Genomic DNA, 26,065 nt, shown 5'->3' with positions numbered 1-26,065 from the left:
CGACACCCTCTACGCCATGCTCCGCGACGGCACCCTCTACCAAGCCCAAACACCCAAAACCGCTTGACGAAAAACATAGGGACACTCTCACCGAAACGCCCACTATCGCCAACGCTCTCTCACTTCCAGCCGGTCCGGCCGGCGGAAGTGAGAGAGCGTTTCGCGTTAAGGGCGGTTCCGTGAGAGAGGGTCAGGCGGTGGCGAGGCCCGCCACGGGTGACAAACGGGCCGCGCGGCGAGCCGGGACCACGGAGGCCAGCAACCCGGCCACGACGGCCACGCCGAAGACGGCCGAAAGTTGCAGCCACGGCACTGACGGAACAACATCCGCCATCCCTCCGAGGGTGGCCTGCGCGCCAAGCCAGCCGTAGACGACACCCAGTCCGGCACCAAGCACGGCGGCCACACCGGCAACCAGCACCGCTTCGATGGCGAGCATCCCACGCAGCTGGCCTCTGGTCAGGCCAAGCGCCCGGAGCAGCGAGTTCTCCCTTGTCCGTTCCAGGACGGACAGGGACAGGGTATTCGCCACGCCGATCAAGGCGATGACCACGGCGATCCCCAGCAGGCCGGTGACTACGAGCAGCAGGACATCGATGATGCTGTTGAACGTAGCCCGTTCAATGGCTGAACCGCTGACTGTCCGCTCAGGAATTCCCAGGATCGACGCGATCTCCTTCTGCAGCGCCTGCACGCGGTCTCCGGTGACGGTGTCAGCTACCTTCACCCACACCATTCCCTCGGTATCGGGCAGGGCGCCGCCCGGAATGGCCGATTGCTCCACGAACGGCGGCACATGCCTGGTTTTCAGCACCGTCGCCTCGAGGGACACAGGACCCGCGGGAGTGGTGATGTCCGCCGTGCCGGGGGTCGAATCCTCGGGAAGGTAAACCGTTCCGGGCGCGGGCCGCAGCTTGGCGTCGCGTAGCACGGCGGAAGCATCGCCGCCGCTGATGGCGTAGACGGTGGTACCGCCGTCGGGCGTTGCTGAATTGGTGAGTTCACCCACGGGCCGGAGGAAGGCAGCGGCGTCCACCCCGTCCAGGGCTGCGATGCGCTTCACAGCGTCTGTGTTGTCCACACTGCCAGTCCGGGCCGCAAGATCGACGGGATAGGTTTCGGCCAAGGTGCTGTTGAACGCCTGGCGTGCAGTGGAAGCGCCGGTCATCATCAAGGAGACCAGCGTGACACCGATCAGCAGGGCAGCGGCCGTGGCCGAGGTCCGGGCCGGGTTGCGGGTGGCGTTGACGGCGGCGAGCCTGCCGGGCACTCCGGCGGGGGCGGCCAGGCGCCCCGCCCAAGCCACCACCGTGGGAATGAACAGCGTGGAGCAGAGCAAGATCCCTATGAAGGACATCGCACCACCCAGCAAGGCCACGGGCAGGGACACCTTGATGCTGCCGAAGACCAGCAGCGCTGTGCCGCCAAGCAGGGCAGCAACGCCGAGGGCAAGACGGACCTTGCCACGGCGGTTCCGGACGGAAGCGTCGTCGGCGGGGCTCAAGGCGGCAAGGGGTGCGACGGCGGTAGCCGCCTTCGCGGGGACCAGCGCGGCGACGATCGTCAACAGCATGCCCGCGGCCAGCCCGGCGATAACGGCCGACGGCGGCACGGCCAAGGTGGCGAAGGACTGTTCCGGCTGCGTCCTGGCCCAGACCACCAGGCCGGACATCAGGCCGATGGCGGCACCGACACCCAGTACCGAGGAAACGAAACCAACCACGAGTGCTTCCACCAGGACCGAACCACGGATCTGTCCTCGTCCGGCACCCAGGCAGCGGAGCAGGGCAAGTTCGCGGGTGCGCTGGGCCACCAGGACGGAGAACGTATTGGCCACCACCAACGTGGACACCAGGATTGCCACGCCGGCGAAGGCCAGCAGGACGATGGTCAGTTGATCCTGGCCCGCGCTCAGCATGGCAACGGTTGACGTGACCTTCTCCTGGGCCGTTTCCACGACGGGACGTTCAACCCCGGCGGCTTCCATGCGGCGGGCGATGTAGTCCTTGGCAGCAGCCACATCCTGGCCGGGTTTGAGCAGCAATTGCAGCCCGGTGAAGCTTGCCCCGCTGTCCTGCACGGCATTGAGGACGGCAGATCCGGCGATGAGTTGGGCAGCGGACGCCGAAAACGGATCATTGCTCGATTGCACCAAGCCGGTAATGATGACCTTGGCGTTCTTCACAGGACCCGAGCCGTGCAGTTCAAGCGTGCTGCCCGGGGCCAGCCCAAGGTGCTGGGCAGTCTTGACGTCGATGACGGCGTCGAACGGTTTGGACGGCATGGAACCGGAGGAAAGCACAGCCCCTTCCAAGGAGGCGGGAGCGGCATTCCTGAGCCGACCGTACTGTTCCCCTCCGCCTGCCTGGAACGTCACGTAGGTGGAGCGCTCCGCGTAGCTCTCCTGGACGGCGGGGGAGGAAGCAGCCGCGTCGACGGCTGCCTGGGTGAAGGGTTCGCTCTTGGGGGTGGCCACAAGATCTGCGTGGCGATAGGCCTCGCCAATGCTGGCACCCAAGGAGGCATTGGTACTGGCGCCCACCATGAGCGTGGCCGCGAGGAACATCACGGACAGCAGGACTGCCAAGCCAATGGCCACAAAGCGCCGGTAATGGGTGGTCAGCTGGGACAAAGCAACGCGCAGCACGCCTTATGCCCCCAACTTGCCGAGGGCGGTCAGTACCGAGTCCGGGGTGGGCTGGTGGATTTCGCCCACCAAGCCGCCGTCGCTCATGAGCACCACGCGGTCTGCGTAGCTTGCGGCGACGGGATCGTGCGTCACCATGATGATGCTCTGGCCCATTTCCTGGCTGCTCCGGCGCAACAGGGCCAGGACTTCGCCGCCGGCCTTCGAGTCGAGGTTGCCGGTGGGTTCGTCGCCGAAGACGACGTCGGGACGCGTCAGCAGCGCCCTTGCCACCGCAACGCGCTGCTGCTGGCCGCCGGACAACTCATGCGGGCGGTGCTTCAACCTGTCCTTCAACCCCAGGGTGGTGACCACCGTATCCAGCCACCCGGCGTCGGCCGTTGTCCCCGCCAGCGCAAGCGGCAAGGTGATGTTCTGTTCGGCCGTCAGCGTGGGCACCAAATTGAACGCCTGGAAGACAAAGCCGATGCGCTCCCTCCGCAATGCGGTCAGTTGCTTGTCACCGAGTCCAGTCAGTTCGGTGCCGCCGAGGAGGATGCGACCGCTGTCCGCAGTGTCCAAGCCGGCCAGGCAGTGCATCAGGGTGGACTTGCCCGAACCGGACGGTCCCATGATCGCAGTGAATTTGCCGGCCTCGAATCGTACCGAAACGTTGTCCAGGGCCATTACGCGGGTATCTCCGCGGCCGTAGCTCTTGGTCAGTGAAAGGGCCTCGACGGCGGGACGCGCGGGATCGGCGCCGGATGGTTGGTCTGGGAACGACGGGTGCGGTGCGGACGTGAAAGTTGTCATGCTTTCACGCTATTTTCCCGCTGCCAGTTCCCGGATCGGGCCGAGGGCCCATTGTCCATGCTGCCCGCTCATACCGTGGTCGGAGCCAGGGGAGCGCTGGACTCATCCCTGCTACATGCCGGGGGCCACCACACCGGTCTCGTAGGCGATGACCACGATCTGCACCCGGTCCCGGGCGCCGAGCTTGGCCAGGATGTGCCCCACATGTGTCTTGACCGTCGCCTCGGAAAGAAAAAGACCCGCAGCGATCTCCGGATTCGACTGGCCTTGGGCGATTAACAGGAACACTTCGCGCTCGCGGGCCGTCAGGGTCTCCACTGCAGCCGCGTGCCCGCTCTGTTCCGGGGTCTGCGTCCGGAGCAAAGGAGCAACGTGGTCCAGCAATCGGCGGGTAGTGGAAGGGGCGATCACGGCGTCCCCGCGGTACACCGTCCGGATAGCCTCCAGGAGTTCTTCGGGCGGTGCATCCTTCAGCAGGAATCCGCTGGCGCCGGCGCGGATCGCGGCCAAGGCGTATTCGTCGAGGTCGAAGGTGGTCAGTACCACGATCTTCACGTCTGCCCGCTGTGAGCCGTTGGGCTGCGTGGCGGCCTGCTCCAGGATGCGGCGGGTGGCTTCGATGCCGTCCATTCCGGGCATGCGGACATCCATGAGGACGACGTCGGCAGCCGTGGCACTGAGTGCCTGGATGGCCTCGATGCCATTGCCCGCTTCTGCCACCACTTCAAGGTCCGGCTGGGAGTTGATGAGCATGCCAAAGCCCGAGCGGACCAGGTGCTGGTCGTCGACGAGGGCTACCCGGATGGGCGGGGTGGGTTCGGACATGTTCAGGCCTCCGAATAGGGAATGAATGCAGATACGCGGAATCCGCCGCCCTGTTCGGGGCCTGCGGACAAGGAACCATCGTAGAGCGCAATCCGTTCGCCCATGCCGCGCAGTCCGTTTCCGCCGCCCGCTGCGGGAGGATCGGCGGCTGCGCCCCGCCCGTCGTCCACCACGTCCACCTGCAGGCCGCGGCCTTGCCAGGCCAGGGTGACACTGGCCGTCGCTGTGGGGCCGCCGTGCTTGATGACGTTGGTGAGGGCTTCCTGGATGGTCCTGTAGGCCGTGAGTTCCGCTCCCGCCGGCATGGCCCGCCGGGGGACGCCCTGCTCTTCGAAGGCGACCTGCAGGGTGGCTGCCCGGAAGCCCAACAGGAGTTCGTCGAGGTCGGCCAGTCGAGGCTGCGGTCGGGTGGGGGAGTCGCCGTCGTTTCGCAGGACGCCGAGGAGCCGGCGCATTTCGCTGAGTGAATCGCGGCCTGTCGCGGCGATGGTGGCCAGCGCTTCGGTGGCAAGTTCAGGTTTGGCCGCCGCTGCGTATCTGGCACCATCGGCCTGGGTAATGATCACCGAAAGTGAGTGTGCCACGATGTCGTGCATCTCGCGGGCTATGTGTGACCGCTCGTCCGCGGCGGCCAACTGGCGCTCCTGCTGCTGTTCGGTTTCCAGCCGCCGGGTGCGGTCTTCCAGGGCCTGGAGTTGGAGGCGCCGGACCCTGGTCAGGTCCCCGAGCGTCCAGCTGACCAACACCAGCATCCAGATGAGGACCGTGTAGAGCGCGCCGATCGTGAGGCCCAGGATTCCTGATTCGGCGGACCCGGAGTACTCGCGAGTGGTGAGCATGACGCCGCCCAGCAGGCCAAGGATCAACACTGTGCGGCTCGCCCACGCGGGTCCGTAGGCAGCGGTGGCGTAGATGATGAGCGGCACGGCAATTTGGCCGGCCACCGGTTCGGCACCGGCCGCCCATTGGACAAGGCACACTGAAACCACGACGCCGGCAGCCACCACCGGGCGCGTCCGTCGCCATGCGAGGGGCAACAGGAGGCCGCAGGACAAGACGAAGAGGAAAGGCCTGCCCGCGAGCAGGTACACAGGGCCGAACAGGAGGAGCAGGATGATGGTTGCCGTCAGGTCCACTTTGAAGCGGTTGGTCCGGAACCATTCGTAGAGTGCGTGCCTTCTGTCCACTCAATGACTCTATGCGCCCTGCGCGGCCCCGGGCATCATGCCATGGTCGGAGTTCTCGGGACAGTGTTCAACAAGTGAGACAATTTTGACCAGCATGTGGATTCTGCGGCTAGATGGTCATATGAGCGCATCGTCCATCAATCTCGCTGTCATCCCCGGTGACGGCATTGGCCCAGAGGTCATCGCCGAAGCCGTCAAGGTCCTGGAAAAGGCTGTCGCCGCAGAAGGCGTCACTTTGGAGCAGACCCACTACAAGCTGGGTGCCCAACACTGGCTCGAGACCGGGGAGACCCTTCCGGACGAGGTCCTGGCGGACCTGAAGACGCGCGATGCCATCCTTTTCGGCGCCGTCGGCGCAGCGCCGGGCGACACCCGGATTCCCTCGGGCATCATCGAACGCGAGATGCTCCTCAAGCTGCGCTTCAGCCTGGACCACTTCGTCAACCTTCGTCCTTCCCGGCTCTACGGAACCGTCGGAAGTCCGCTGGCCAACCCCGGCGAGATCGACTTCATTGTGGTCCGCGAAGGAACCGAAGGCCCTTACGTTGGCAACGGCGGCACCCTCCGTGGCGGAACCCCGCACGAGGTAGCCACCGAGGTCTCGCTCAACACCGCCCACGGTGTTGAACGCGTGGTCCGGGACGCGTTCCGCCGCGCCAACGAGCGCCCGCGCAAGCACGTCACCCTGGTGCACAAGCACAACGTCCTGGTGTTCGCCGGGCATCTCTGGAAGCGCACCGTAGAGGCCGTGGCCAAGGAATTCCCCGAGGTCACCCACGACTACCTGCACATCGATGCCGCAACGATCTTCCTGGTCACGGACCCGGCGCGCTTCGACGTCATCGTCACCGACAACCTCTTCGGTGACATCCTGACCGACCTCGCAGCTGCCGTCACCGGCGGAATCGGGCTCGCGGCATCAGGAAACATCAACATGGACCGCACCGCACCGTCCATGTTCGAACCCGTCCATGGCTCCGCCCCGGACATCGCAGGCCAGCAGAAGGCAGACCCCACTGCTGCGATCCTGTCTGCAGTGCTGTTGCTGGACCACCTTGGCTACACCTCGGCGGCCCGCAAGATCGAAGCGGCAGTTGTTGCCGACGTCGAAAGCCGCACCGGCGAACCGCGCAGCACCGCTGCGATCGGCGACGCCATTGCGGCCGCACTTTAGGCCCATTACTCAGGCGTAAGCTTGTCTTGAATTATTTACCTGCTTCCTTGGTCCATCGCTGAACCATCTCCTTTTTCGGGGCCGTGGTTCGCACTGCCAGGTAGCTGACTGTGGAGGAAACATGACTCAGACTGCCCATGGCGTCGAATTCAGCCAGCAGCTTTCGGCCAACCCGAAGTCTGTTGAGGAGCGTGCAGCCGTCCTGGCGAACCCGGGATTTGGCGACTACTTCACCGACCACACCGCCGTCGTCGACTACAAAGTCGACGCCGAAGGCAAGGGCGGATGGCAGAATGCCCGCGTAGAGCCGTATGGTCCCATTGCGCTGGACCCCTCGGCTGCGGTGCTGCACTACGGCCAGGAAATCTTCGAAGGCCTTAAGGCTTACCGCCACGCTGACGGTTCCGTCTGGACGTTCCGCCCCGAAGCCAATGCTGCCCGGCTCAACAAGTCCGCCCGTCGCCTTGCCCTTCCGGAGCTGCCGGAGGAATACTTCCTGGGCGCCATCCGCGAACTCGTGCAGGCAGACAAGGAATGGGTTCCCTCCGGTGACGGCGAAGCCCTGTACTTGCGTCCGTTCATGATCGCCACCGAGGCCTTCCTGGGTGTCCGTGCTGCCCGTGAAGTGTCCTTCCGGGTCATCGCTTCGCCGGCCGGCAACTACTTCGGCGGGGAACTCAAGCCCGTGTCCATCTGGATCTCCCGCGAGTACGCCCGTGCGGGCCGCGGTGGAACCGGTGCCGCAAAGTGCGGTGGCAATTACGCCGCCTCGCTGATCGCGCAGCAGGAGGCAGAGGCCAACGGCTGCAAGCAGGTACTCTTCCTGGACCACTTCAACGACGACGCCGTGGAAGAACTCGGCGGCATGAACGTCTTCTTCGTGTTCAAGGACGGCTCGCTGGCCACGCCGGCCCTGAGCGGAACCATCCTGGAAGGCGTCACCCGGTCCTCCGTGATCCAGGTGGCCAAGGACATGGGCCGCGAGGTCTCCGAACGCAAGATCACCCTGGACGAGTGGCGTGATGGCGTTGCTTCGGGCGACATCACCGAGGTCTTCGCTTGCGGGACCGCTGCTGTGATCACGCCGATCGGTGTGCTGAAGGACGCCACGGAGTTCATCGGCTCCGAGGACGCCAAGGCGGGCGAAACCACCATGGCCATCCGCGAGCAGCTCCTGGGCATCCAGACCGGCACGGTCGAGGACCGCCACGGCTGGCTGACCCGCCTGGTCTAGCCCCGCACAAAGCACGACGACGGTCCCTGCCTTGAGTGACAAGACGGGGACCGTCGTCGTCCACCCTCTCTCACCGAGTCGCCTGTTTTGAGGAACGCTCTCTCACCGAACCGCCTGTTTTGTGGAACGCTCTCTCACCGAGTCGCCTGTTTTGAGGAACGCTCTCTCACCGAACCGCCTGTTTTGTGGAACGCTCTCTCACTGAATCGCCTCTTTTGAGGAACGCTCTCTCACTGAATCGCCTGTTTTGAGGAACGCTCTCTCACTGAATCGCCTGTTTTGAGGAACGCTCTCTCACTGAATCGCCTGTTTTGAGGAACGCTCTCTCACTGAACCGCCTCTTTGGCCCGTCCTTATCTCACTGAACCTCCCTTCCCGAGGGTCCCTCTCTCACTGGGGCGACCGCGGGGGGGAAGCGACTGGCAGAGCGGGGTATTCGGTGAGAGAGCGTGGGGCGAAAGGGGGTATTCGGTGAGAGAGCGTCGCAGGGGTGCGATGATGGGCTGGTGACTTCCGATGATGCAGCGCACTCCGAACTCAACCAAGGCAACCAACTTGAGCAGGGAAACCAGTTCGCGCAGGGAAACCAGTTCGCGCAAGGCAACCAACTTGAGCAGGGCAACCAGTTCGCGCAGGGCAACCCGTTTCAGCAGAGCAGCGAGCTGACCCGCTTCCGGCTGGCTCCGAATCCTGGGCCCATGAGCCTTGACGGCACCAACTCCTACGTCATCGGCGCGCCCGGTTCAGAGCACGTGGCCATCGTGGATCCGGGGCCGGAGGACGGGCCGCACCTGGCCGCGCTTGCGTCGGCGGGTCATGTGGACGTGGTCCTGATTACGCACCGCCACGCTGACCACACGGAGGCATCAGCGCGCTTCCATGAGCTGACGGGTGCCCCCGTACGGGCAGCCATGGCCGAGCACTGCCACGGTGGGGAGCCGCTCACGGACGGCGAGGTGATCCATGCAGGCGGGGTGGAGATCCGCGTCCTTGCCACGCCCGGCCACACGTCCGATTCGGTATGCTTCCATCTCCCTGCCGATGGCCCCACAGGATCGGTCCTCACCGGCGACACCATCCTGGGGCGCGGAACCACCGTCCTGGACTATCCCGATGGGCGGCTGGGGGATTACCTGGCGAGCCTGGACCGGCTCGAGGCGCTCGGCCCGGCCACGCTCCTTCCCGCGCATGGACCGGTGTTGCCGGCGCTCGATGAAAAGTGCCGCGAATACCGTGTCCACCGTGAGCAGCGCCTCGATCAGATCCGCGAGGCCCTGGCCCAGGTTGGCCAACAAGCGACCATCGCCCAAGTCACCGACGTGGTTTACGCCGACATCGATCCTTCCGTCCGGTGGGCGGCCGAAACGTCGGTGGCGGCGCAACTGGATTACCTGCGCAGCTGAAAGTGCCCGGGCGGGACGCCGCCGGACGGTAGGCTTGAACCCATGCGTATCGCCCGGTTTGTAGTTGATTCTGATCCCCTTTACGGCGTTGTGGACGGCGAGCCCGGCAGTGAGGAAATCACTGTCATCAACGGCGACCCCTTCTTCAACGGTGTTGAACGGACCCACACCAAGCACAAGTTGGAGGATGTCAGGCTGCTGGCGCCGATCATCCCGCGCAGCAAGGTCATCGGGGTCGGCAGGAACTTCGCGGAGCATGCCGCGGAACTGGGCAACGAGGTTCCGCAGTACCCGCTGCTGTTCCTGAAGCCCAACACCGCCGTGATCGGCCCCAACGATCCGATCGTCCTGCCGGAGTTCTCCGAGGAGATCAGCTTCGAGGCCGAGCTCTGCGTCGTGATCGGCCGGATCTGCAAGGACGTCCCGGAGGAGCGGGCCGACGACGTCATCTTTGGCTACACCTGCGGCAACGATCTCACCGCCCGCGACGTCCAGAAGACGGACCTCCAGTGGGCGCGCGCCAAGGGCTTCGACACTTCGGCTCCCCTCGGCCCCTGGATCGAAACCGAACTCGATCCTGACGACGTTGACATTCAGGCACGCCTCAACGGCGAACTGCGCCAGGACGGCAACACCACGCAGATGATCCGGGGCGTCCGCGAACTCGTCTCGATCGTTTCCCACGCCTTCACGCTGCTTCCCGGCGATGTCATCATGACCGGCACGCCGGCGGGCGTTGGCCTGGTTTCCGAGGGAGACCGCATCGAGGTGGAGATCGAGGGCCTGGGCCGCCTTTCCAACCCCGTTGTCCGCCGCTGACCAAGCCAGCCATCCGGAAAGCCCGACGACGGCACTCGCCTGAGTGCCGTCGTCGGCCGCTTTCGGAGGGAAAACCGGCGGACGCCAAGCGGTAAAGTTGGAAGCACTATGACTACTGCTTCTGCGTCGAACGCTGCCTCCAGCGCCATCCCTGCCGTCAACGCCGAGACTCCGGTCCGCGTCCGTTTCTGCCCGTCGCCCACGGGTACGCCGCACGTCGGCCTGATCCGCACCGCCCTTTTCAACTGGGCCTACGCCCGCCACACCGGCGGCAAGCTGATCTTCCGCATCGAGGACACGGACGCCGCCCGCGACAGCGAGGAGAGCTACCACCAGTTGCTGGACGCCTTGAAGTGGCTCGGCATCAACTGGGACGAGGGCGTTGAGGTAGGCGGACCGCATGAGCCGTACCGCCAGTCGCAGCGCGGTGACATCTACCAGGACGTCATCGCGAAACTGAAGGCCGGCGGGCACGTCTACGAGTCCTACTCCACGCCGGATGAGATCGAAGCAAGGCACAAGGCCGCTGGCCGTGACCCGAAGCTCGGCTACGACGGCTTCGACCGCCACCTGACCGAGGAGCAGCTCGCCCAGTTCAAGGCGGAGGGCCGGGAGGCAGTCCTGCGCCTGCGCATGCCTGATGAGGACATCACCTTCACGGACCTGGTCCGCGGCGACATCACGTTCAAGGCCGGCTCGGTTCCCGACTTCGCCGTGGTGCGTGCCAACGGTGCTCCGCTGTACACCCTGGTGAACCCGGTGGATGACGCCCTCATGGGCATCACGCACGTGCTCCGCGGCGAGGACCTGCTGAGCTCGACGCCCCGCCAGATCGCACTGTACCGGGCCCTGTACGCCATCGGTGTGGCCGAGTACGTGCCCGAGTTCGGCCACCTGCCCTACGTCATGGGCCAGGGCAACAAGAAGCTGTCCAAGCGCGATCCCGAATCCAGCCTGTTCCTGCACCGCGAACGCGGCTTCATTCCCGAGGGGCTCCTGAACTACCTGTCGCTGCTGGGCTGGTCGCTCAGCGCTGACGAGGACATCTTCACGGTGGAGCAGCTCGTGGCCAATTTCGACATCCATGATGTCCTGGGCAACCCGGCGCGCTTCGACCTCAAGAAGGCAGAAGCCATCAACGGCACCCACGTCCGCATGCTTTCGCCCGAGGTGTTCGAAGAGCGGCTGGTTCCCTACCTTCGTGCAGCCGGTTTCGTGGGGGAGATCCTGACGCCGCGCCAGGAAGAGATCCTCAGCGAGGCCGCTCCGCTGGTTCAGGAACGGATCGCCTTGCTCGGCGAAGCGCCGGAGATGCTGGCGTTCCTGTTCAAAGCCGATGACGCGATCGACGTCGCCGATGACGCGCGCAAGGGATTGCCGGCAAACCTTGAGGAAGTCCTGGACGCTGCCCTCGCCGCCTTGGAGCCGATCGGGGAGTGGACCGCGGAGAACATCCAGGCCGCGCTCAAGCAGGCGCTGGTGGAAGACCTTGGCATCAAGCCCCGTGCGGCCTTCGGTCCTGTCCGTACCGCGATATCCGGTCGCCGCATTTCGCCTCCGCTCTTCGAATCAATGGTCATCCTGGGCAAGGACTCCTCCGTGGCCCGGGTCCGCGCTTTCCGCGGCTAGGGACGGATCCGGCATGGCGATTGCAAGCTCCTTTGGCACCATTCGCGGGGTGCTGTTCGACATCGACGACACCCTGGTGGACCTTGAATACGCCATGACCACGGCGTTGCGTGACGTCAGCGAACATCTCCTGCCCGGCCTGGACCAGGCCGGGTGGGTGAAGTTCGGACGGATTTTCACCCATGAAACAACGCACTTCTACGACCGCTACCTGGCGGGGGAACTGACCTTCAACGAGCAGAGGCTGCTCCGGGGACGCGCTGCTTTGGGCCACTTCGGGGTGGAGCTTGCCGAAGGCGAGGAATCCCAGGCGTGGGTTGCCGAATACCACCAGCGGCAGACAGCGTACGTGCGGGCATTCGACGATGTTTCCGGCGTGCTGGATGCCTTGGATGCCGCCGGCGTTCCGTATGGCGCCGTGAGCAACAACGTGCACGACTACCAGCGCGCCAAGTTGGACGGCGCCGGTCTGGAGAGGATCAAGGTCCTCGTGGGGACGGACACTGTTGGCGCCGCCAAGCCTGATCCCGCCATTTACCTGGAGGGCGTGCGGCTGCTGGGGACAACGCCGGGGGAGACCCTGTACGTGGGCGATAACCGCTTGCTGGACGCCGACGGTGCATGCGATGCGGGCCTGGTGGGAGTGTGGCTGAACCGCACCGGGGAAGTGGTCGAGGACTTTGCCGGACGCCAGGTTGCTTCCCTGTCCGGCCTGCTGCTCCAGGCGTCCGCACGGACGTGAGCCCCTGTGACGCAGGTAACGCTCCTCCGATTTGTGCAGGTCAAAAGTCTCGGGTAGAGTAATTACTCGTGCTGAGGGGCACGGAGGGAAAAACCAAGGGAAAACCGCGGTGATGATCTCCGGCCCGAAAGTCACTTTGGGATATGGTGTAATTGGCAACACTACGGTTTCTGGTACCGTCATTCTAGGTTCGAGTCCTGGTATCCCAGCTCTGGAATTGCAGTAAGAATTTACAGTAATTCACGGAGAATCCGAATTGATTCGTCGATTTGGAAACCAGCTGAAAGTATGAAATACTCATTCAGCTTGATCGCCGGAAACGGTGATAAATAAAGTGCAAGGCCCCATCGTATAGCGGCCTAGTACGCCGCCCTCTCACGGCGGTAACGCGGGTTCGAATCCCGCTGGGGTCACATCTGAATCCCCCGGAGCGACGCTCCGGGGGATTTCTTTTTTCCACAAAGCCCTCGGGTTCCAACGTTTCTCCGGCACAGGGCTGGCATGATGAAGCAGTGACCGCAGACCAGGAATTCCCACAGCCGCGGACCGGCACCCATTCCGGAAATACCCTTGACGGTGCGGTGGATGCCCTCGAGTCCGCACGGGCCGATCTTTCCGTCACCGCCCTGCCCTTGGCGCTTCCCGAGGCCGAGGAGGGGCGTAGATGGATAGCCGAGGTCCTGGCTCAGTTGGATGACTACATCATTCCCCGCTTCCGCAGCCTGGATGCTCCATTGCTGGCAGTGGTTGGCGGGTCAACCGGTGCAGGCAAGTCGACCCTTGTGAACGCCTTGGTGGGTTATCCCGTGACGCGGGCGGGGGCCATCAGGCCGACAACCCGCCAGCCGATCCTCCTGCATCACCCCAATGACGCTGAGTGGTTCGAAGACACCAGGATTCTCCCCACGCTGGCCCGGATCCGTGGGACCGTTGCCGTGGTCCCGCTTCCCGCCAACCAGGCTGGGCCCACTCCGGACGCCGGCGCCCTGACCTCGCTGGTCCTCGTGGCACACCAGGATGTGCCGCAGGGGATAGCCATCCTTGACGCACCGGATGTGGATTCGGTTTCTGATGACAACCGTCGGCTGGCTGGGCAATTGCTGGCCGCAGCAGACCTGTGGATTTTTGTCACCACCGCCAACCGCTATGCCGACGCCGTTCCGTGGCAGCTGCTTCTGGATGCAGCTTCGCGGGACATCACCGTAGCTGTGGTTCTGGACCGCGTGCCGCCAGCGGCGGAGGAGGAAGTCAGAACCGATCTGCAGGCAATGCTGGAACGTCAAGGACTCGGCGAAGCAAGGCTGTTTGTTGTGCAGGAGAGTGCCTTGGACGGGTTGGGCATGCTGCCCGGGGAATCGGTGGAACCCTTGCAGTGGTGGCTGGTGGCCCTGGCTGCCGACGCGGCCGGACGTGCCGACGTCGCCAGGCGCACGCTCAACGGTGCCGTCAAAGCGGTGAGCACCCGGCTGGAACGGATTGCCGCCGCGGCAACCGCCCAGGAGGCCGCTGCGCAGGACCTCCGTTCCACGGCCAGCGATGAGTATGCCGCAGCGCTCAGGAGAATCCTGGATGCCACCAAGGACGGGGCGTTGCTGCGGGGCGAGGTGCTGGCACGCTGGCAGGATTTTGTGGGAACAGGCGAATTCTTCAGGACGCTGGAGCAGAACATTGGCCGGTTGCGGGACCGAGTGGGCGCCTATTTCCGCGGCGAACCTGCCCCTGCCGTCAAGGTGGAGACTGCGATCGAGTCAGGACTGCAAGCGGTGATCCTGGACGAGGCAGCAAATGCCGCGGACAACGTGGACAGGCGGTGGCGTTCGGAGCCGGCCGGCCGGCAGCTGCTCGGCGGCGACGATCTTTCCGGGACGTCACCCGGGTTTGATGCCGTTGCCGCCGCGGCCATACGCCAATGGCAGGAAGGCCTCATGGAGCTCATCCGCACCCAGGGCCAAGGCAAACGCACGCAGGCGCGGTGGTTGTCCTTTGGCGTGAATGGACTGGGCGCGGCACTCATGGTGGTGGTCTTCTCCATGACGGCGGGGTTGAGTGGCCTGGAGATAGGCATCGCGGGCGGCACGGCGGTGGTGGGCCAGCGGGTGCTCGAGGCCGTGTTCGGCGAAGATGCCGTACGCCGGTTGGCCCGGCAAGCCCGGGAGGACCTGCAAGCGCAGTGCCAACGGTTGCTCGATGGCGAAGAGAAGCGGTTCCTGGACCGGCTCCCGGCGGCAAGCCAAGGGGATGGCAGCAAGCTCCTCGGCCATGCCGGGGAGTTGCGCCGGCTGGCGGGCGCGGCATGAGCCGTCACAGCCAGGTTCGCTCGGCCTCCAGGCTCCAGGAGCGGTTGGAGTCCCTAAACACTGCCCGGGAGCTCGCGGCCGGGGTTCTGGCCGACGCCCAGCTGGAGGCGGTCTACGAAGTCCTGGACCGTGCTGCCTCGCGGCGCTCCCTGTCGGCCGGGCATACCGTGGTGGGATTCTTCGGGGCCACGGGCAGCGGGAAGTCCTCGCTCTTCAATGCTGTCTCGGGCAGCAATCTCGCCACGGCGGCGGCACGCAGGCCCACTACCTCAGCGCCGCTGGCCGCAGTGTGGGGTGAGGAAGGCAGCGGGCCGCTCCTGGACTGGCTGGACGTGCGTGAGCGGCACGCGCTGCCGGAGGTCGCGGACTTCGCCGGAGGGGAGGCCGGCCTGATCCTGCTCGACTTGCCGGACATCGACTCCACCACCGTGGAGAACCGCCAGCTGGTCGAGCGCCTCGCGGGCATGGTGGACGTCTTGGTGTGGGTCCTGGATCCCCAAAAGTATGCCGATGCCGCCGTTCACCACGGCTTCCTGCGTCCCATGGCCACCCATGGCGCCGTGACTCTGGTTGTCCTTAACCAGATGGACAGGCTCAACGCTGCGGATGCGGATGCCGTAGTGGCGTCCCTGCGGGGAATCCTGGATCAGGATGGCCTGGGCGGCATACCGGTTTTCGGCACCTCTGCTGTGACGGGCGACGGCGTAGCGGCCGTCCGCGGAGCCATCAGGAACGTCGTGGTCCAGCGGGAGGCTGCCACCCAGCGGCTCTCGGCTGACGTGGCCAGGGCGGCCTCCGGCCTCGCGGAGGCTTCCGGCGACGGGGAAGCCCACGGTGTCTCATCACAAGCGAAAGCACACTTGATTGCAGAGCTGGCCACAGCGGCGAATGTTCCCTTGGTGGTGGACGCCGTCGAGCGGTCCTTCAAGCGGCAATCAGCACGCAGGACCGGCTGGCCCGTGACGCGGTGGCTTCTTCGGTTCCGCCCGGATCCGCTGCGGCGCCTGAACCTTGGCAGGACCGACGCCAAACCTGAACTGAACAGGACCTCGCTGCCGCAGGCGGGGGCGCCCGAGCGTGCCAGAACCGACGCCGCCGTCAGGTCCTTTGTGGATGACGCATCGGCCGGCGCACCGGGACCATGGCGGGCAGCGATTCGTGGCGTCGCCCGTGACGGGCGGGAGCAGCTGCCGGACGCTTTGGACCAGGCGATCGCCGGTACGGACCTCAAGGCGTCCAAGCGCCCCTTCTGGTGGGGACTGTTCAACGGATTTCAGTGGCTTGCCCTGCTGCTGGCCATTGGCGGCCTCGCTTGGCTGGGTGTTGTGGCGGCCCTTGGCTATTTCCAGTTGCCTGTTCCCGAGGTTCCCCGGACAGAAGGCTGGCCCTGGCCCACGCTTATGGTCGCTGGGGGCGCCGTGCTCGGAGTGGTGCTGGCGCTTTGCGGGCGCCTGTTGGGCGCCTGGGCTGCCCGGGCTCGCGCCAGGGGAGCGTCCCGTCGACTGAAAGCAGCGGTGGGGCTCGTGGCGACAGAACGCATCGTTGAACCCGTGGAGGTGGAGGTCACCCGGCTGAGAGCCTTCAATGCCGCGCTCAAAACGGCCAGGGGCGGTTGAGCCTGACTCCGGCTCCCGAGGCGTCAGAGTGACGCTGCGGCGTCCCTGACTTTGATCAACGTGCGAAGGTTGCGGGTGGTGGTTCCTGCCTTGTAGCGGGCCTTGGCCGTGAGTTTGCTGAACGGACTGTCCAGCGTTCCACCGGCAGGTGCCAGCCAAGCCAAGGCTTCAGGGCCCAGCCTGGTCAGCTCCACACTGTCCAAGGCTTGGCCCGCCTCCACGAGTTCATCCAGCATTGCCGCGTCCGAAGCCAAAGTGACATAGCTGTGGGTGGACTTGTCGTCCGCGGGATACGGGCAGGCGGCCACCAGTTCGCCCACGCGGCCGGCCGTGAGCACCACCACCCACGCGTCATAGCCGAACGAGTCCCGCAGGCACTTTTCGAAGCCGGACTTTACTTTCGCCGGCGTCAATTCGCTCTGCAGCACCACATTTCCGCTGGCCAGGAGGGTCTTCACCTGGGTAAAGGGTTGGTCCTTCAGCGCAGACCTGAGGTCCGCCATCTTGATATTGATGCCACCCACGTTGATGCCACGCAGGAACACGGCGTAATTCTCCATGGGACCACCCCTCCGTGGGTCAGTCGTTGCTCTTGCGCAGGGCTTCGGTGAGTACCCGGGCCGCATTGCACACCACTTCGGCGTGGAGCCGGCCCGGCTGGCGGGTGAGGCGCTCGATCGGTCCCGAGATGGAGACGGCGGCAATGACGCGGCCAGACGGCCCGCGGACCGGAGCCGAAACCGAGGCGACCCCCGGCTCGCGTTCGCCGAGGCTCTGACCCCAGCCCCGGCGTCGTACTCCCGCCAGGACGGTGGGCGTAAACCGCGCGTTCTGCAGTCCTTCAAGGAGGCGGTCGTGGTCTTCCCAGGCGAGCAGCACCTGGGCGGCGGAGCCGGCCTTCATGGACAATTGGGTTCCCACCGGAATGGTGTCGCGAAGGCCGATGGGGCGTTCGGCGGATGCCACGCAAACGCGCCAGTCGCCTTGCCTGCGGAAGATCTGGGCGCTCTCCCCGGTGGCGTCGCGCAGCTGAATGAGGACAGGACCTGCGGAGGCGATGAGCCGGTCTTCTCCGGCGGCGGAGGCGAGTTCCACGAGGCGGCTGCCCAGGACGAAACGCCCTTGGATGTCGCGGCTCACCAGACGGTGGTGCACGAGTGCCAGCGCGAGTCGATGGACCGTGGGCCTGGCCAGGCCGGTGGCGGCAACGAGTTGTGCGAGCGTGGTGGGCCCTGCCTCGAGCGCGTCCAGTACCTGGGCCGCTTTATCAATGACACCGACTCCACTAGAATTGTCCATGTAATGATATTGCCGTCTCAATATCTGAGATGCAAGTTGTTTCACTGGTCTATTTGGCAGCCGTGCTGATTCAGTGGATGCAGAACAACCAACAGTGAAGGGAGCAGGCCGTGGGAAAGACACTGGCCGAGAAAGTCTGGGACGCGCATGTTGTGCGCAAGGGTGAAGGCGAAGGAGCCAATGCCCAGCCCGATCTTCTTTTCATCGACCTGCACCTGGTCCACGAGGTGACATCCCCGCAGGCTTTCGAAGGCCTGCGCCTGGCCGGCCGCAAGCTGCGCCGCGTGGACCTCACCATCGCCACCGAGGACCACAACACCCCGACGCTGGATATCGACAAGCCGATCGCGGACCTCACCAGCCGGACGCAGATCGAGACCTTGCGCGCCAACTGCAAGGAGTTCGGCGTCCGCCTGCACTCCCTGGGCGACAAGGAACAGGGCATCGTCCACGTTGTCGGCCCGCAGCTCGGCTTGACTCAGCCCGGCATGACAGTGGTCTGTGGTGACTCGCACACGTCCACGCACGGCGCTTTCGGGGCCCTCGCCATGGGCATCGGCACCTCCGAGGTGGAGCACGTCATGGCCACCCAGACCCTGTCCCTGAAGCCCTTCAAGACCATGGCCATCAACGTCGAAGGCACTCTGCGCCCCGGTGTCACGGCCAAGGACATTATCCTGGCCGTCATTGCCAAGATCGGTACCGGCGGTGGCCAGGGCTACGTCCTGGAGTACCGTGGTTCGGCCATCCGTGCTCTGTCCATGGATGCCCGCATGACCATCTGCAACATGTCCATCGAAGCCGGAGCACGCGCCGGCATGGTGGCTCCGGACCAGACCACCTACGACTACATGCAGGGCCGTCCGCACGCGCCGGAAGGCGCCGACTGGGATGCCGCCGTCGAATACTGGAACACGCTCCACACCGATGAGGACGCGACGTTCGACGTCGAGGTGGACCTGGATGCCAACACGCTGGAACCGTTCGTGACCTGGGGAACCAACCCCGGCCAGGGTGTGTCCCTCTCCGCCAAGGTTCCCTCTCCCGAGGACTTCGGCGACGAGAACACCAAACTCGCCGCAGAGCGCGCGCTGACGTACATGGGCCTCGAGGCGGGAACCCCCATGAAGGACATCCGCGTGGACACGGTATTCCTGGGCTCCTGCACCAACTCGCGCATCGAGGACCTCAGCGCGGCTGCGGACATCATCCGTGGCCGTGAGAAGGACCCGAACGTGCGCATGCTGGTGGTTCCCGGTTCCGCCCGTGTCCGCCTGGAAGCCGAAGCCATGGGCCTGGACAAAGTGTTCAAGGACTTCGGTGCCGAGTGGCGCTTCGCCGGTTGCTCCATGTGCTTGGGCATGAACCCGGACCAGCTGGAGCCGGGGGAGCGGTGCGCATCAACGTCCAACCGCAACTTCGAAGGCCGGCAGGGCAAGGGCGGCCGAACCCACCTGGTCTCTCCCGTGGTGGCTGCAGCCACAGCTGTCCGCGGCACCTTGAGCTCGCCGTCGGACCTTGAACCGGCCTCTGCAGGCACATTGACCGGAACCGCAGTCTAGGAGGATTCCCATGGAAGCATTCACTACCCACACCGGCATCGGCGTCCCGCTGCGCCAGAGCAACGTGGACACGGACCAGATCATTCCTGCTGTGTACCTCAAGCGCATCACCCGCACGGGTTTTGAAGACGCCCTTTTTGCCGCATGGCGCAAGGATGAATCCTTCATCCTCAACCAGGCTCCCTTCAACGCAGGTTCCGTTTTGGTGGCCGGACCGGACTTCGGTACGGGATCCTCGCGCGAACACGCTGTGTGGGCGCTCAAGGACTACGGTTTCAAGGCCGTCCTGTCCTCCCGCTTCGCCGATATCTTCCGCGGCAACTCCGGGAAGCAGGGCCTCCTCGCCGCCCAGGTGGCCCAGGATGACATCGAACTCATCTGGAAGGTCCTGGAGAACAATCCGGGCGCCGAAGTGAAGGTGGACCTGGTATCCAAGACGGTGGAATGCGGCAACGTCGTGGCACCGTTCGAGATTGACGACTACACCCGCTGGCGCCTCCTGGAAGGCCTCGACGACATCGGCCTGACCCTGCAGCACGAAGAAGACATCACCGCGTACGAGGCCGGCCGGCCATCCTTCAAGCCGACCACGCTTCCCGCGAAAAGCTGAAGCCTGCGCGGCACGCGCCAGGGGGTGGAATACACCCTGAAAGAAGACCGGACAGCCCTTTCCGAAGGGCCTGCCGGTCTTTTTTCATGGACCCACGCAAGGCCGGGGATATCCCCGCCGCGCTGCCGTTGCATTTCGGTTCGGTAACGCGAGCTTCTATGCTTAGCTGGAGCCTTTGAAAGTATGGGGGGCGAGTAGTCGTGAGGAAACCGGTATAGATGAGTAGTGTTCTGACAATCCGCGGTGGGGTCCCTTTGACTGGACGAGTGACCGTGCGCGGGGCCAAGAACCTTGTACCCAAGGCCATGGTTGCGGCGCTGCTGGGCAGCGAACCGTCGGTGCTGCGGAACGTGCCGGAGATCAAGGACGTGGAGGTTGTCACCAGCCTCCTGCAGCTCCACGGCGTCACCGTGGCCAAGGACCCCGCGACGGGCGACTTGACGCTGGACCCCAAGGACGCCAAGACGGCGTCCAGCACGGCCATCGATGCGCACGCCGGGGATTCCCGGATCCCGATCCTGCTGTGCGGGCCACTGATCCACGCGATCGGTGAGGCGTTCATTCCGGACCTCGGCGGTTGCAAGATCGGCGACCGTCCCATCGATTACCACCTGAACGTGTTGCGGCAGTTCGGCGCAGTGGTGGAAAAGCGCCCCGGTGGCATCCACATCTCCGCCCCGCACGGCCTCCATGGCGCGAAGATTTCCCTGCCGTATCCCTCGGTTGGCGCCACGGAACAGGTGCTCCTCAGCGCCACCCGCGCGGAAGGCATCACCGAACTCTCCGGTGCGGCCACCGAACCGGAGGTCATCGACCTCATTGCCGTGCTGCAGAAGATGGGCGCCATCATCAGTGTCCAGACAGACCGCACCATCCGCATTGAGGGCGTCAAGGACCTCCGCGGCTACAACCACCGCGCCCTCGCGGACCGCAACGAATCGGCGTCGTGGGCTTCAGCCGCGCTCGTCACCCGTGGCGACATCTTCGTCGAAGGCGCCTCGCAGCGGGACATGATGACGTTCCTGAACACCTACCGCAAGGTGGGCGGCGGAATGGACATCGGCGACGACGGCATCCGCTTCTACCACCCCGGTGGAAAGCTCACGCCCTTGGTGCTGGAAACGGACGTCCACCCGGGCTTCATGACCGACTGGCAGCAGCCTCTCGTGGTGGCGCTGACGCAGGCCGAAGGCGTGTCCATCGTGCACGAGACCGTCTACGAGAACCGCTTTGGCTTCACCGACGCCCTGGCGCGCATGGGTGCCAACATCCAGGTGCACCGCGAGTGCCTGGGCAGCGTTCCCTGCCGCTTCGGCCAGCGCAACTTCCTCCATTCAGCCGTGATCTCCGGACCCACGCCGCTGCGCGGAACCGAGATCGACATCCCCGACCTCCGCGGCGGCTTCAGCCACCTCATTGCCGCGTTGGCAGCCACGGGAACCTCCCGGGTCACAGGCATTGACATCATCAACCGCGGCTACGAGCGCTTCACCGAAAAGCTCGCCGGCCTGGGCGCCGATTTCGACATCACCACCACCAAGTAGCAGGGGACCCCTTTGAAGGAATCGGCCAAGAGCCGTGCCACGTTCGTGTTGCTGGCAAGCATCGCGCGTCCATTGATGAATATCCTGATGGCCAAGAAGTGGGAGGGCACGGAGAAGCTTCCCGCGGGTGGCTTCATCGCAGCCCCGAACCACTGCACCGAGATCGACCCCATCGTGATCGGCCACATGCTCTACAACCAGAAACGTCCACCGCACTTCCTGGCGAAGTCCGGGCTGTTCAAGGCGCCCGTGGTGGGTGCCCTCTTGAAGGCCACCCGCCAGATCCCCGTGGAACGCTCGACGGCGGGTGCCAACCGTTCGCTGCAGGTCGCCAAAGAGGTAGTGGACGCCGGTGGCGCCATCATCATCTACCCGGAGGGCACCCTGACAAGGGACCCGGATCTGTGGCCCATGAAGGGCCACACCGGGGCGGCCCGCCTGGCCTTGCAAACAGGCGCTCCGGTGGTACCCATGGCCCACTGGGGTGCCCATGAAGTCTTTCCCCGGTACGCCAAGCGCTTCCACATCTTCCCGCGTAAAACGGTGCGGGTCCTGATCGGTGAACCTGTTGACTTGAGTGCGTTCGCGGACCGGCCCATGGACCGGACCACCCTGACCGAGGCAACCGACGTCATCATGGATGCGGTGACGGAACTCCTGGCGACGCTCCGCGGTGAGGAGCCGCCGGCCCAGCGCTGGGATCCGGCTGTCCACCAACAGAGCAAGCACGGACGCTTCGTTGAACGCGGAGCCGAGGCCAGCCAGGACAGGCCTGCTGAATCCGAGGGCGGCAAATGACCCTTCCTGAACCTGCCATCCCCGCCCCGGACAAGGTAGCTGTCCTGGGCGCAGGCTCATGGGGCACCACGTTTGCCAAGGTCCTCGCGGACGCGGCGGCCGCCACTGGCGCCGCCCGCACCGTCCAGGTGTGGGGCCGCCGCGGCGAAGTCGTGGCGGACATCAATGCATCGCACCGCAACGGACAGTACCTGAAGGACATTGAACTTCCGCACAGTGTTACTGCGTCCACCGATGTGGCAGAAGTCCTGCAGGGTGCGGGCCTGGTGGTCCTGGCCGTCCCGGCGCAGTCGCTCCGGCCCCAACTGGGGGAGTGGAAGCGGCTGCTGGAACCAAACGCCGTTGTGGTGTCCCTCATGAAGGGCCTGGAGCTTGGCAGTGATGCCCGCATGAGCGAGGTGATCGCCCAGGAACTGGGGATCCCCGCTTCCCGCGTGGCCGTCGTGTCCGGCCCCAACCTGGCCATGGAAATCGCCAGGGAACAGCCAACCGCGTCCGTGGTTGCCTGCAGCGACGCGGAAACGGCCGCAGCCATCGCGCTGTGCTGCACGGCTCCCTATTTCCGCCCTTATACCAGCACCGACGTTATTGGCGTGGAGATCGGCGGAATCGTCAAGAACGTGATCGCCTTGGCCGTGGGCATTTGTGAGGGCAAGCAGATGGGGGACAACACCAAGGCCTCCGTCATCACGCGTGGCCTGGCGGAGACCTCCCGGTTGGCCCTGGCGCTCGGCGGCGAGGCCCACACCATGGCCGGCCTTGCCGGGCTCGGCGATCTCGTGGCCACGTGCTCGTCAGCCTTGTCCAGGAACCACACCGCAGGTCGCCTCCTGGGCGAAGGATTGTCCCTTGAACAGGTTTCGGAGCACATGACCCAAACAGCCGAGGGCATCAAGTCCGGTCCTGCCGTGCACGAACTGGCCGGCAAATTGAATGTTGAGATGCCTATTACCGCGGCTGTTGTTGCGGTTCTTGAAGGCAAGATGTCCGTTGATGACCTGGGCCCACGACTGCTGGCCCGGGCACTGAAGTCCGAAGGCGACTACTGATGGCCACTGAAGAAACCACTCCCGCAGCAGGCCGGCGGCCCCGCGTTGCCATCCTTTTTGGCGGACGGTCCAGCGAACATGCGGTCAGCTGTGTCACCGCCGCCGGCGTCATGGGGGCCATCGACACCACCAAATACGACGTTGTGCCCATCGGCATCGCCAAGTCCGGGCAATGGGTCCTCGCTTCCGGGGACACCAGCCAGTGGTCCCTGAGCTCGGCAGCGCTGCCGGAGGTGGCCGCCTCGGACAAGACCGTCACCCTGGCCGAAATCGGCGGAGCGCACCAGCTTATTGTGACCGAGCCCAACGCGGTCCCCCAGGAGCTTGGTTCCGTGGACGTCGTCTTCCCCCTGCTGCATGGTCCGTGGGGCGAGGACGGGACCGTCCAGGGGCTCCTGGAACTTTCGGACACCCGTTACGTCGGCGCCGGAGTCCTGGCATCGGCCGTGGGCATGGACAAGCACTTCATGAAGGTGGTTTTCGAGGCCGCCGGACTGACGGTTGGCCCCTATGTCGCCGTGACGGACCGTGAATGGCTCACCGACGCCGAGGCCGTGCGCAAGCGCGTGGACAAGCTTGGCTACCCGGTCTTCGTCAAGCCCGCCCGCGCGGGATCGTCCATGGGCATTTCCAAGGTCGATTCCCTGGAAGGGCTGGACGCGGCCATCGAAGAGGCCCGCCGCCATGACCTGAAGCTGGTCATCGAAGCGGGCATTGTGGGCCGCGAAATCGAATGTGCTGTGTTGCAGGGCCGCGGCACGGATGCTCCCAGGACCTCCATGCCCGGCGAGATCGCCGTGGCCGCGGGAGAGCACCAGTTCTATGACTTCGCCGCGAAGTACGTGGAGGATGGCGCCGCAGCCCTGAGCTGCCCTGCCGACATGCCGGAGGAAGCCATTGCCCGGGTCCGGGAGCTGGCCGCCGTCGCGTTCGACGCCGTAGGAGCCGAAGGACTCAGCCGGGTGGACTTCTTCTACACGCCCTCGGGCGGGTTGATCATCAACGAGATCAACACCATGCCCGGGTTTACGCCCAAGAGCATGTACCCGCAGATGTGGGCCGCCTCCGGCCTCGCCTACGCTGACCTGATTGACGAACTGATCCAGTTGGCGCTGACCCGCAAGACCGGACTTCGCTGAGCCACACCGGACTCCGCTGAGCCACACCGGACTCCGCTGAGCCACACCGGACTCCGCTGAGCCACACCGGACTCCGCTAAACCAAGGGAACCTGCCGGCCGCCCTACTTGGTGGACGGCAGGTCCTGCAGGTCTTCCTGGCCCACGCACTGGCGGATCGCCTTGATTTTGCCCGCTGCGTTGGCAAGATCTGCCAGCACCGTGGCCGAACTGATCTTGTCCGGATCCATGAGGATTTCGGTGGCAGGCTCCCGGCCGTACGTGGTGAGGGTGTAGTAGGGATCGCCTTCCTTGATGACCCAATCAATGTCGTTGACGCTGACGCAACGGTCGGTAGTGGGGCCCGGAACGTTCACCCCGCACCTCAGGATGACCTGCGAAGGATCCCCCCACGCCGCCGTCGCCTGGCTGTTGGTCTTGCGCAATGCCGCATCGCCGATCCTGTCCGGAAGCGCCACCATCATGGGCGCGCACGCGGGATTGGCGGCGTCGGCGGCCGGAGAGACGTCCACGGCGGGAGAACAGGCAGACAAGGCAAGAGCGGCAATTCCGGACACGGCAAGGGCCGCCGCTGTCCGGCGAAGGGTCTTTCGGTGCATCAGTCCAGCCTATCCCGCATTATTCTGTCGGTTGCCCGCGATAGCGTAGGAGCGTGCCCGCAGAACAGTTGCCAGCTGAACCATTGACAGCTGAACCATTGACAGTCGCCCACGTGAGCGAGTCCCAGCTCCTTTCCCGGATTTTTCCGCGCTTGAACACCAGCGCCAGCATCCTCCTGGGGCCGGGGGACGACGCCGCCATGGTGGCCGCTCCGGATGGCCGCACCCTCATCTCCATCGATACGCAGACCCAGGACCAGGATTTCCGCCTTGCCTGGAACAGCGGTTACCGGACAACAGGTTTCGACGTCGGCTGGAAGGCCGCCGCGCAGAACTTGAGCGACATCAACGCGATGGGCGGCCAAGCTACGTCCTTGGTGGTCAGCCTCACCATGCCACCAGCCACGCCAGTGGCCTGGGTGGAGGATTTCGCCGACGGTCTCACCGCCGTCATCGTTGCCCTCGGAGCACCGGATTGTTCGGTGTCCGGTGGCGACCTCGGCCGTGGCCGGGAGATCGCGGTGACAGTCGCCGTCGTGGGTTCACTGGGTGGCCTGGAGCCCGTGCTGCGTTCGGGCGCCCGCGCCGGGGACGTCGTGGCGGTGGCCGGGACGCTGGGGCGCGCGGCTGCCGGTCTGGCACTGCTGGAGAGCCACGTTCCCGTCACCGAGTGGACCGCGGAGCAGCGGTCCCTGGCGGACAGCCAGTGCAGGCCCACCCCGCCCCTGGCTGCCGGACCGCTGGCTGCCCGTGCCGGTGCCACGGCCATGATGGACATTTCGGATGGGTTAATGCGCGACGCCGGCCGGCTCGCCGCTGCGAGCAACGCCGTCTTCGACTTTGATCCCGTGGCGTTGAAGGGCTATGCCGCTGCCTTGGAACCCGTCGCTGCGTTGCTTGGCCAGGATCCCATGCCGTGGGTGGTGGGTGGAGGAGAAGACCATGGTTTGCTGGCCACCTTCCCAGCAGATATCCAGTTACCTGACGGCTTCACTGCGATAGGCTCAGTTCAGGCGGTTGCCGGGTCACAAGGCGACGGCGTCCGGATTGCCGGGCAGGCTGCTGACACCGTGGGATGGGATCACTTTGCAGACTAAGATC

22 protein-coding genes and 2 tRNA genes are annotated in these 26,065 nt (G+C 65.1%); 17 read left to right on the top strand and 7 right to left on the bottom strand.

Annotated features, from left to right (window positions below):
- Positions 1-190: 190 nt before the first annotated feature.
- The 4 genes from ACH488_RS18095 to ACH488_RS18080 form a co-directional block, all read right to left on the bottom strand.
- Positions 191-2,647 carry an ABC transporter permease gene (locus ACH488_RS18095; RefSeq protein WP_397325926.1) on the bottom strand — a complete coding sequence of 819 codons (2,457 nt, stop codon included), beginning with the start codon at positions 2,645-2,647 and terminating at the stop codon, positions 191-193.
- Between the two features lie 3 nt (positions 2,648-2,650).
- Positions 2,651-3,439 carry an ABC transporter ATP-binding protein gene (locus ACH488_RS18090; RefSeq protein WP_397325925.1) on the bottom strand — a complete coding sequence of 263 codons (789 nt, stop codon included), beginning with the start codon at positions 3,437-3,439 and terminating at the stop codon, positions 2,651-2,653.
- 111 nt (positions 3,440-3,550) lie between these two features.
- On the bottom strand, positions 3,551-4,264 hold the full coding sequence (locus tag ACH488_RS18085; RefSeq protein WP_397325924.1) for a response regulator: 714 nt from the start codon (positions 4,262-4,264) through the stop codon (positions 3,551-3,553).
- A gap of 2 nt (positions 4,265-4,266) precedes the next feature.
- Positions 4,267-5,451, bottom strand: coding sequence for a sensor histidine kinase (locus ACH488_RS18080; RefSeq protein WP_397325923.1), 1,185 nt, complete (start codon positions 5,449-5,451; stop codon positions 4,267-4,269).
- Positions 5,452-5,572: 121 nt separating this feature from the next.
- Here ACH488_RS18080 and ACH488_RS18075 point away from each other — a divergent pair, with 121 nt between their 5' ends.
- The 10 genes from ACH488_RS18075 (at position 5,573) to ACH488_RS18030 (ending at position 16,365) form a co-directional block, all read left to right on the top strand.
- Positions 5,573-6,625 (top strand): 3-isopropylmalate dehydrogenase, encoded by a 1,053-nt coding sequence (locus tag ACH488_RS18075; RefSeq protein ID WP_397325922.1) that lies wholly within the window; start codon positions 5,573-5,575, stop codon positions 6,623-6,625.
- Between the two features lie 121 nt (positions 6,626-6,746).
- A complete protein-coding gene (locus ACH488_RS18070; RefSeq protein WP_397325921.1) occupies positions 6,747-7,859 on the top strand; it encodes a branched-chain amino acid aminotransferase in 1,113 nt (370 codons plus the stop codon).
- A 662-nt stretch (positions 7,860-8,521) separates the two neighbouring features.
- Positions 8,522-9,262 carry an MBL fold metallo-hydrolase gene (locus ACH488_RS18065; RefSeq protein ID WP_397325931.1) on the top strand — a complete coding sequence of 247 codons (741 nt, stop codon included), beginning with the start codon at positions 8,522-8,524 and terminating at the stop codon, positions 9,260-9,262.
- Between the two features lie 42 nt (positions 9,263-9,304).
- On the top strand, positions 9,305-10,081 hold the full coding sequence (locus ACH488_RS18060; protein ID WP_397325920.1) for a fumarylacetoacetate hydrolase family protein: 777 nt from the start codon (positions 9,305-9,307) through the stop codon (positions 10,079-10,081).
- A gap of 108 nt (positions 10,082-10,189) precedes the next feature.
- Entirely contained in the window at positions 10,190-11,710 is a 1,521-nt protein-coding gene (gltX, locus tag ACH488_RS18055; RefSeq protein ID WP_397325919.1) for a glutamate--tRNA ligase, read from the top strand.
- Positions 11,711-11,723: 13 nt separating this feature from the next.
- On the top strand, positions 11,724-12,452 hold the full coding sequence (locus ACH488_RS18050; RefSeq protein ID WP_397325918.1) for an HAD family hydrolase: 729 nt from the start codon (positions 11,724-11,726) through the stop codon (positions 12,450-12,452).
- 137 nt (positions 12,453-12,589) lie between these two features.
- Positions 12,590-12,661, top strand: a tRNA-Gln gene (locus ACH488_RS18045).
- Between the two features lie 131 nt (positions 12,662-12,792).
- A tRNA-Glu gene (locus tag ACH488_RS18040) sits at positions 12,793-12,865 on the top strand.
- 168 nt (positions 12,866-13,033) lie between these two features.
- A complete protein-coding gene (locus tag ACH488_RS18035; protein WP_397325930.1) occupies positions 13,034-14,749 on the top strand; it encodes a dynamin family protein in 1,716 nt (571 codons plus the stop codon).
- Entirely contained in the window at positions 14,746-16,365 is a 1,620-nt protein-coding gene (locus tag ACH488_RS18030) for a GTPase (protein ID WP_397325917.1), read from the top strand. Before ACH488_RS18035 ends, ACH488_RS18030 begins: the two co-directional genes overlap by 4 nt.
- A gap of 23 nt (positions 16,366-16,388) precedes the next feature.
- Here the strand turns inward: ACH488_RS18030 and ACH488_RS18025 are convergent, their stop codons facing one another.
- Both ACH488_RS18025 and ACH488_RS18020 read right to left on the bottom strand, forming a co-directional pair.
- Positions 16,389-16,925, bottom strand: a complete 537-nt coding sequence (locus tag ACH488_RS18025) for a DUF1697 domain-containing protein (RefSeq protein WP_397325916.1) — start codon at positions 16,923-16,925, stop codon at positions 16,389-16,391.
- 19 nt (positions 16,926-16,944) lie between these two features.
- Entirely contained in the window at positions 16,945-17,664 is a 720-nt protein-coding gene (locus ACH488_RS18020; RefSeq protein WP_243541036.1) for an IclR family transcriptional regulator, read from the bottom strand.
- A 110-nt stretch (positions 17,665-17,774) separates the two neighbouring features.
- On the opposite strand from ACH488_RS18020, the gene leuC reads away from it, so the two are divergent.
- The 6 genes from leuC (at position 17,775) to ACH488_RS17990 (ending at position 24,366) form a co-directional block, all read left to right on the top strand.
- Entirely contained in the window at positions 17,775-19,226 is a 1,452-nt protein-coding gene (gene leuC / locus ACH488_RS18015; RefSeq protein WP_397325915.1) for a 3-isopropylmalate dehydratase large subunit, read from the top strand.
- A gap of 10 nt (positions 19,227-19,236) precedes the next feature.
- Positions 19,237-19,836: a 3-isopropylmalate dehydratase small subunit gene (gene leuD, locus ACH488_RS18010; RefSeq protein ID WP_397325914.1), complete on the top strand. Its 600-nt coding sequence runs from the start codon at positions 19,237-19,239 to the stop codon at positions 19,834-19,836.
- Between the two features lie 218 nt (positions 19,837-20,054).
- Positions 20,055-21,380, top strand: a complete 1,326-nt coding sequence (gene murA, locus ACH488_RS18005; protein ID WP_397325913.1) for a UDP-N-acetylglucosamine 1-carboxyvinyltransferase — start codon at positions 20,055-20,057, stop codon at positions 21,378-21,380.
- Between the two features lie 12 nt (positions 21,381-21,392).
- A complete protein-coding gene (locus ACH488_RS18000) occupies positions 21,393-22,178 on the top strand; it encodes a lysophospholipid acyltransferase family protein (RefSeq protein ID WP_397325912.1) in 786 nt (261 codons plus the stop codon).
- Positions 22,175-23,227 carry an NAD(P)H-dependent glycerol-3-phosphate dehydrogenase gene (locus ACH488_RS17995; protein WP_397325911.1) on the top strand — a complete coding sequence of 351 codons (1,053 nt, stop codon included), beginning with the start codon at positions 22,175-22,177 and terminating at the stop codon, positions 23,225-23,227. The genes ACH488_RS18000 and ACH488_RS17995 overlap by 4 nt, the downstream gene beginning before the upstream one ends.
- The gene (locus ACH488_RS17990) at positions 23,227-24,366 is read left to right on the top strand and encodes a D-alanine--D-alanine ligase family protein (RefSeq protein ID WP_397325910.1); all 1,140 of its coding nucleotides are present in this window, start codon (positions 23,227-23,229) and stop codon (positions 24,364-24,366) included. The genes ACH488_RS17995 and ACH488_RS17990 overlap by 1 nt, the downstream gene beginning before the upstream one ends.
- 103 nt (positions 24,367-24,469) lie before the next feature.
- Here the strand turns inward: ACH488_RS17990 and ACH488_RS17985 are convergent, their stop codons facing one another.
- The gene (locus ACH488_RS17985; RefSeq protein ID WP_397325909.1) at positions 24,470-24,964 is read right to left on the bottom strand and encodes a DUF3515 family protein; all 495 of its coding nucleotides are present in this window, start codon (positions 24,962-24,964) and stop codon (positions 24,470-24,472) included.
- A gap of 83 nt (positions 24,965-25,047) precedes the next feature.
- On the opposite strand from ACH488_RS17985, the gene thiL reads away from it, so the two are divergent.
- Positions 25,048-26,061 carry a thiamine-phosphate kinase gene (gene thiL / locus ACH488_RS17980; RefSeq protein ID WP_397325908.1) on the top strand — a complete coding sequence of 338 codons (1,014 nt, stop codon included), beginning with the start codon at positions 25,048-25,050 and terminating at the stop codon, positions 26,059-26,061.
- Positions 26,062-26,065 lie beyond the last annotated feature (4 nt).

The sequence above is a fragment of the Paenarthrobacter sp. NPDC018779 genome (genome assembly GCF_044391085.1).
Classification (GTDB): Bacteria; Actinomycetota; Actinomycetes; order Actinomycetales; family Micrococcaceae; genus Arthrobacter.
The sequence above is the reverse complement of the archived record's forward strand: the minus strand, read 5'-3'. Positions and strand labels throughout refer to the sequence as shown.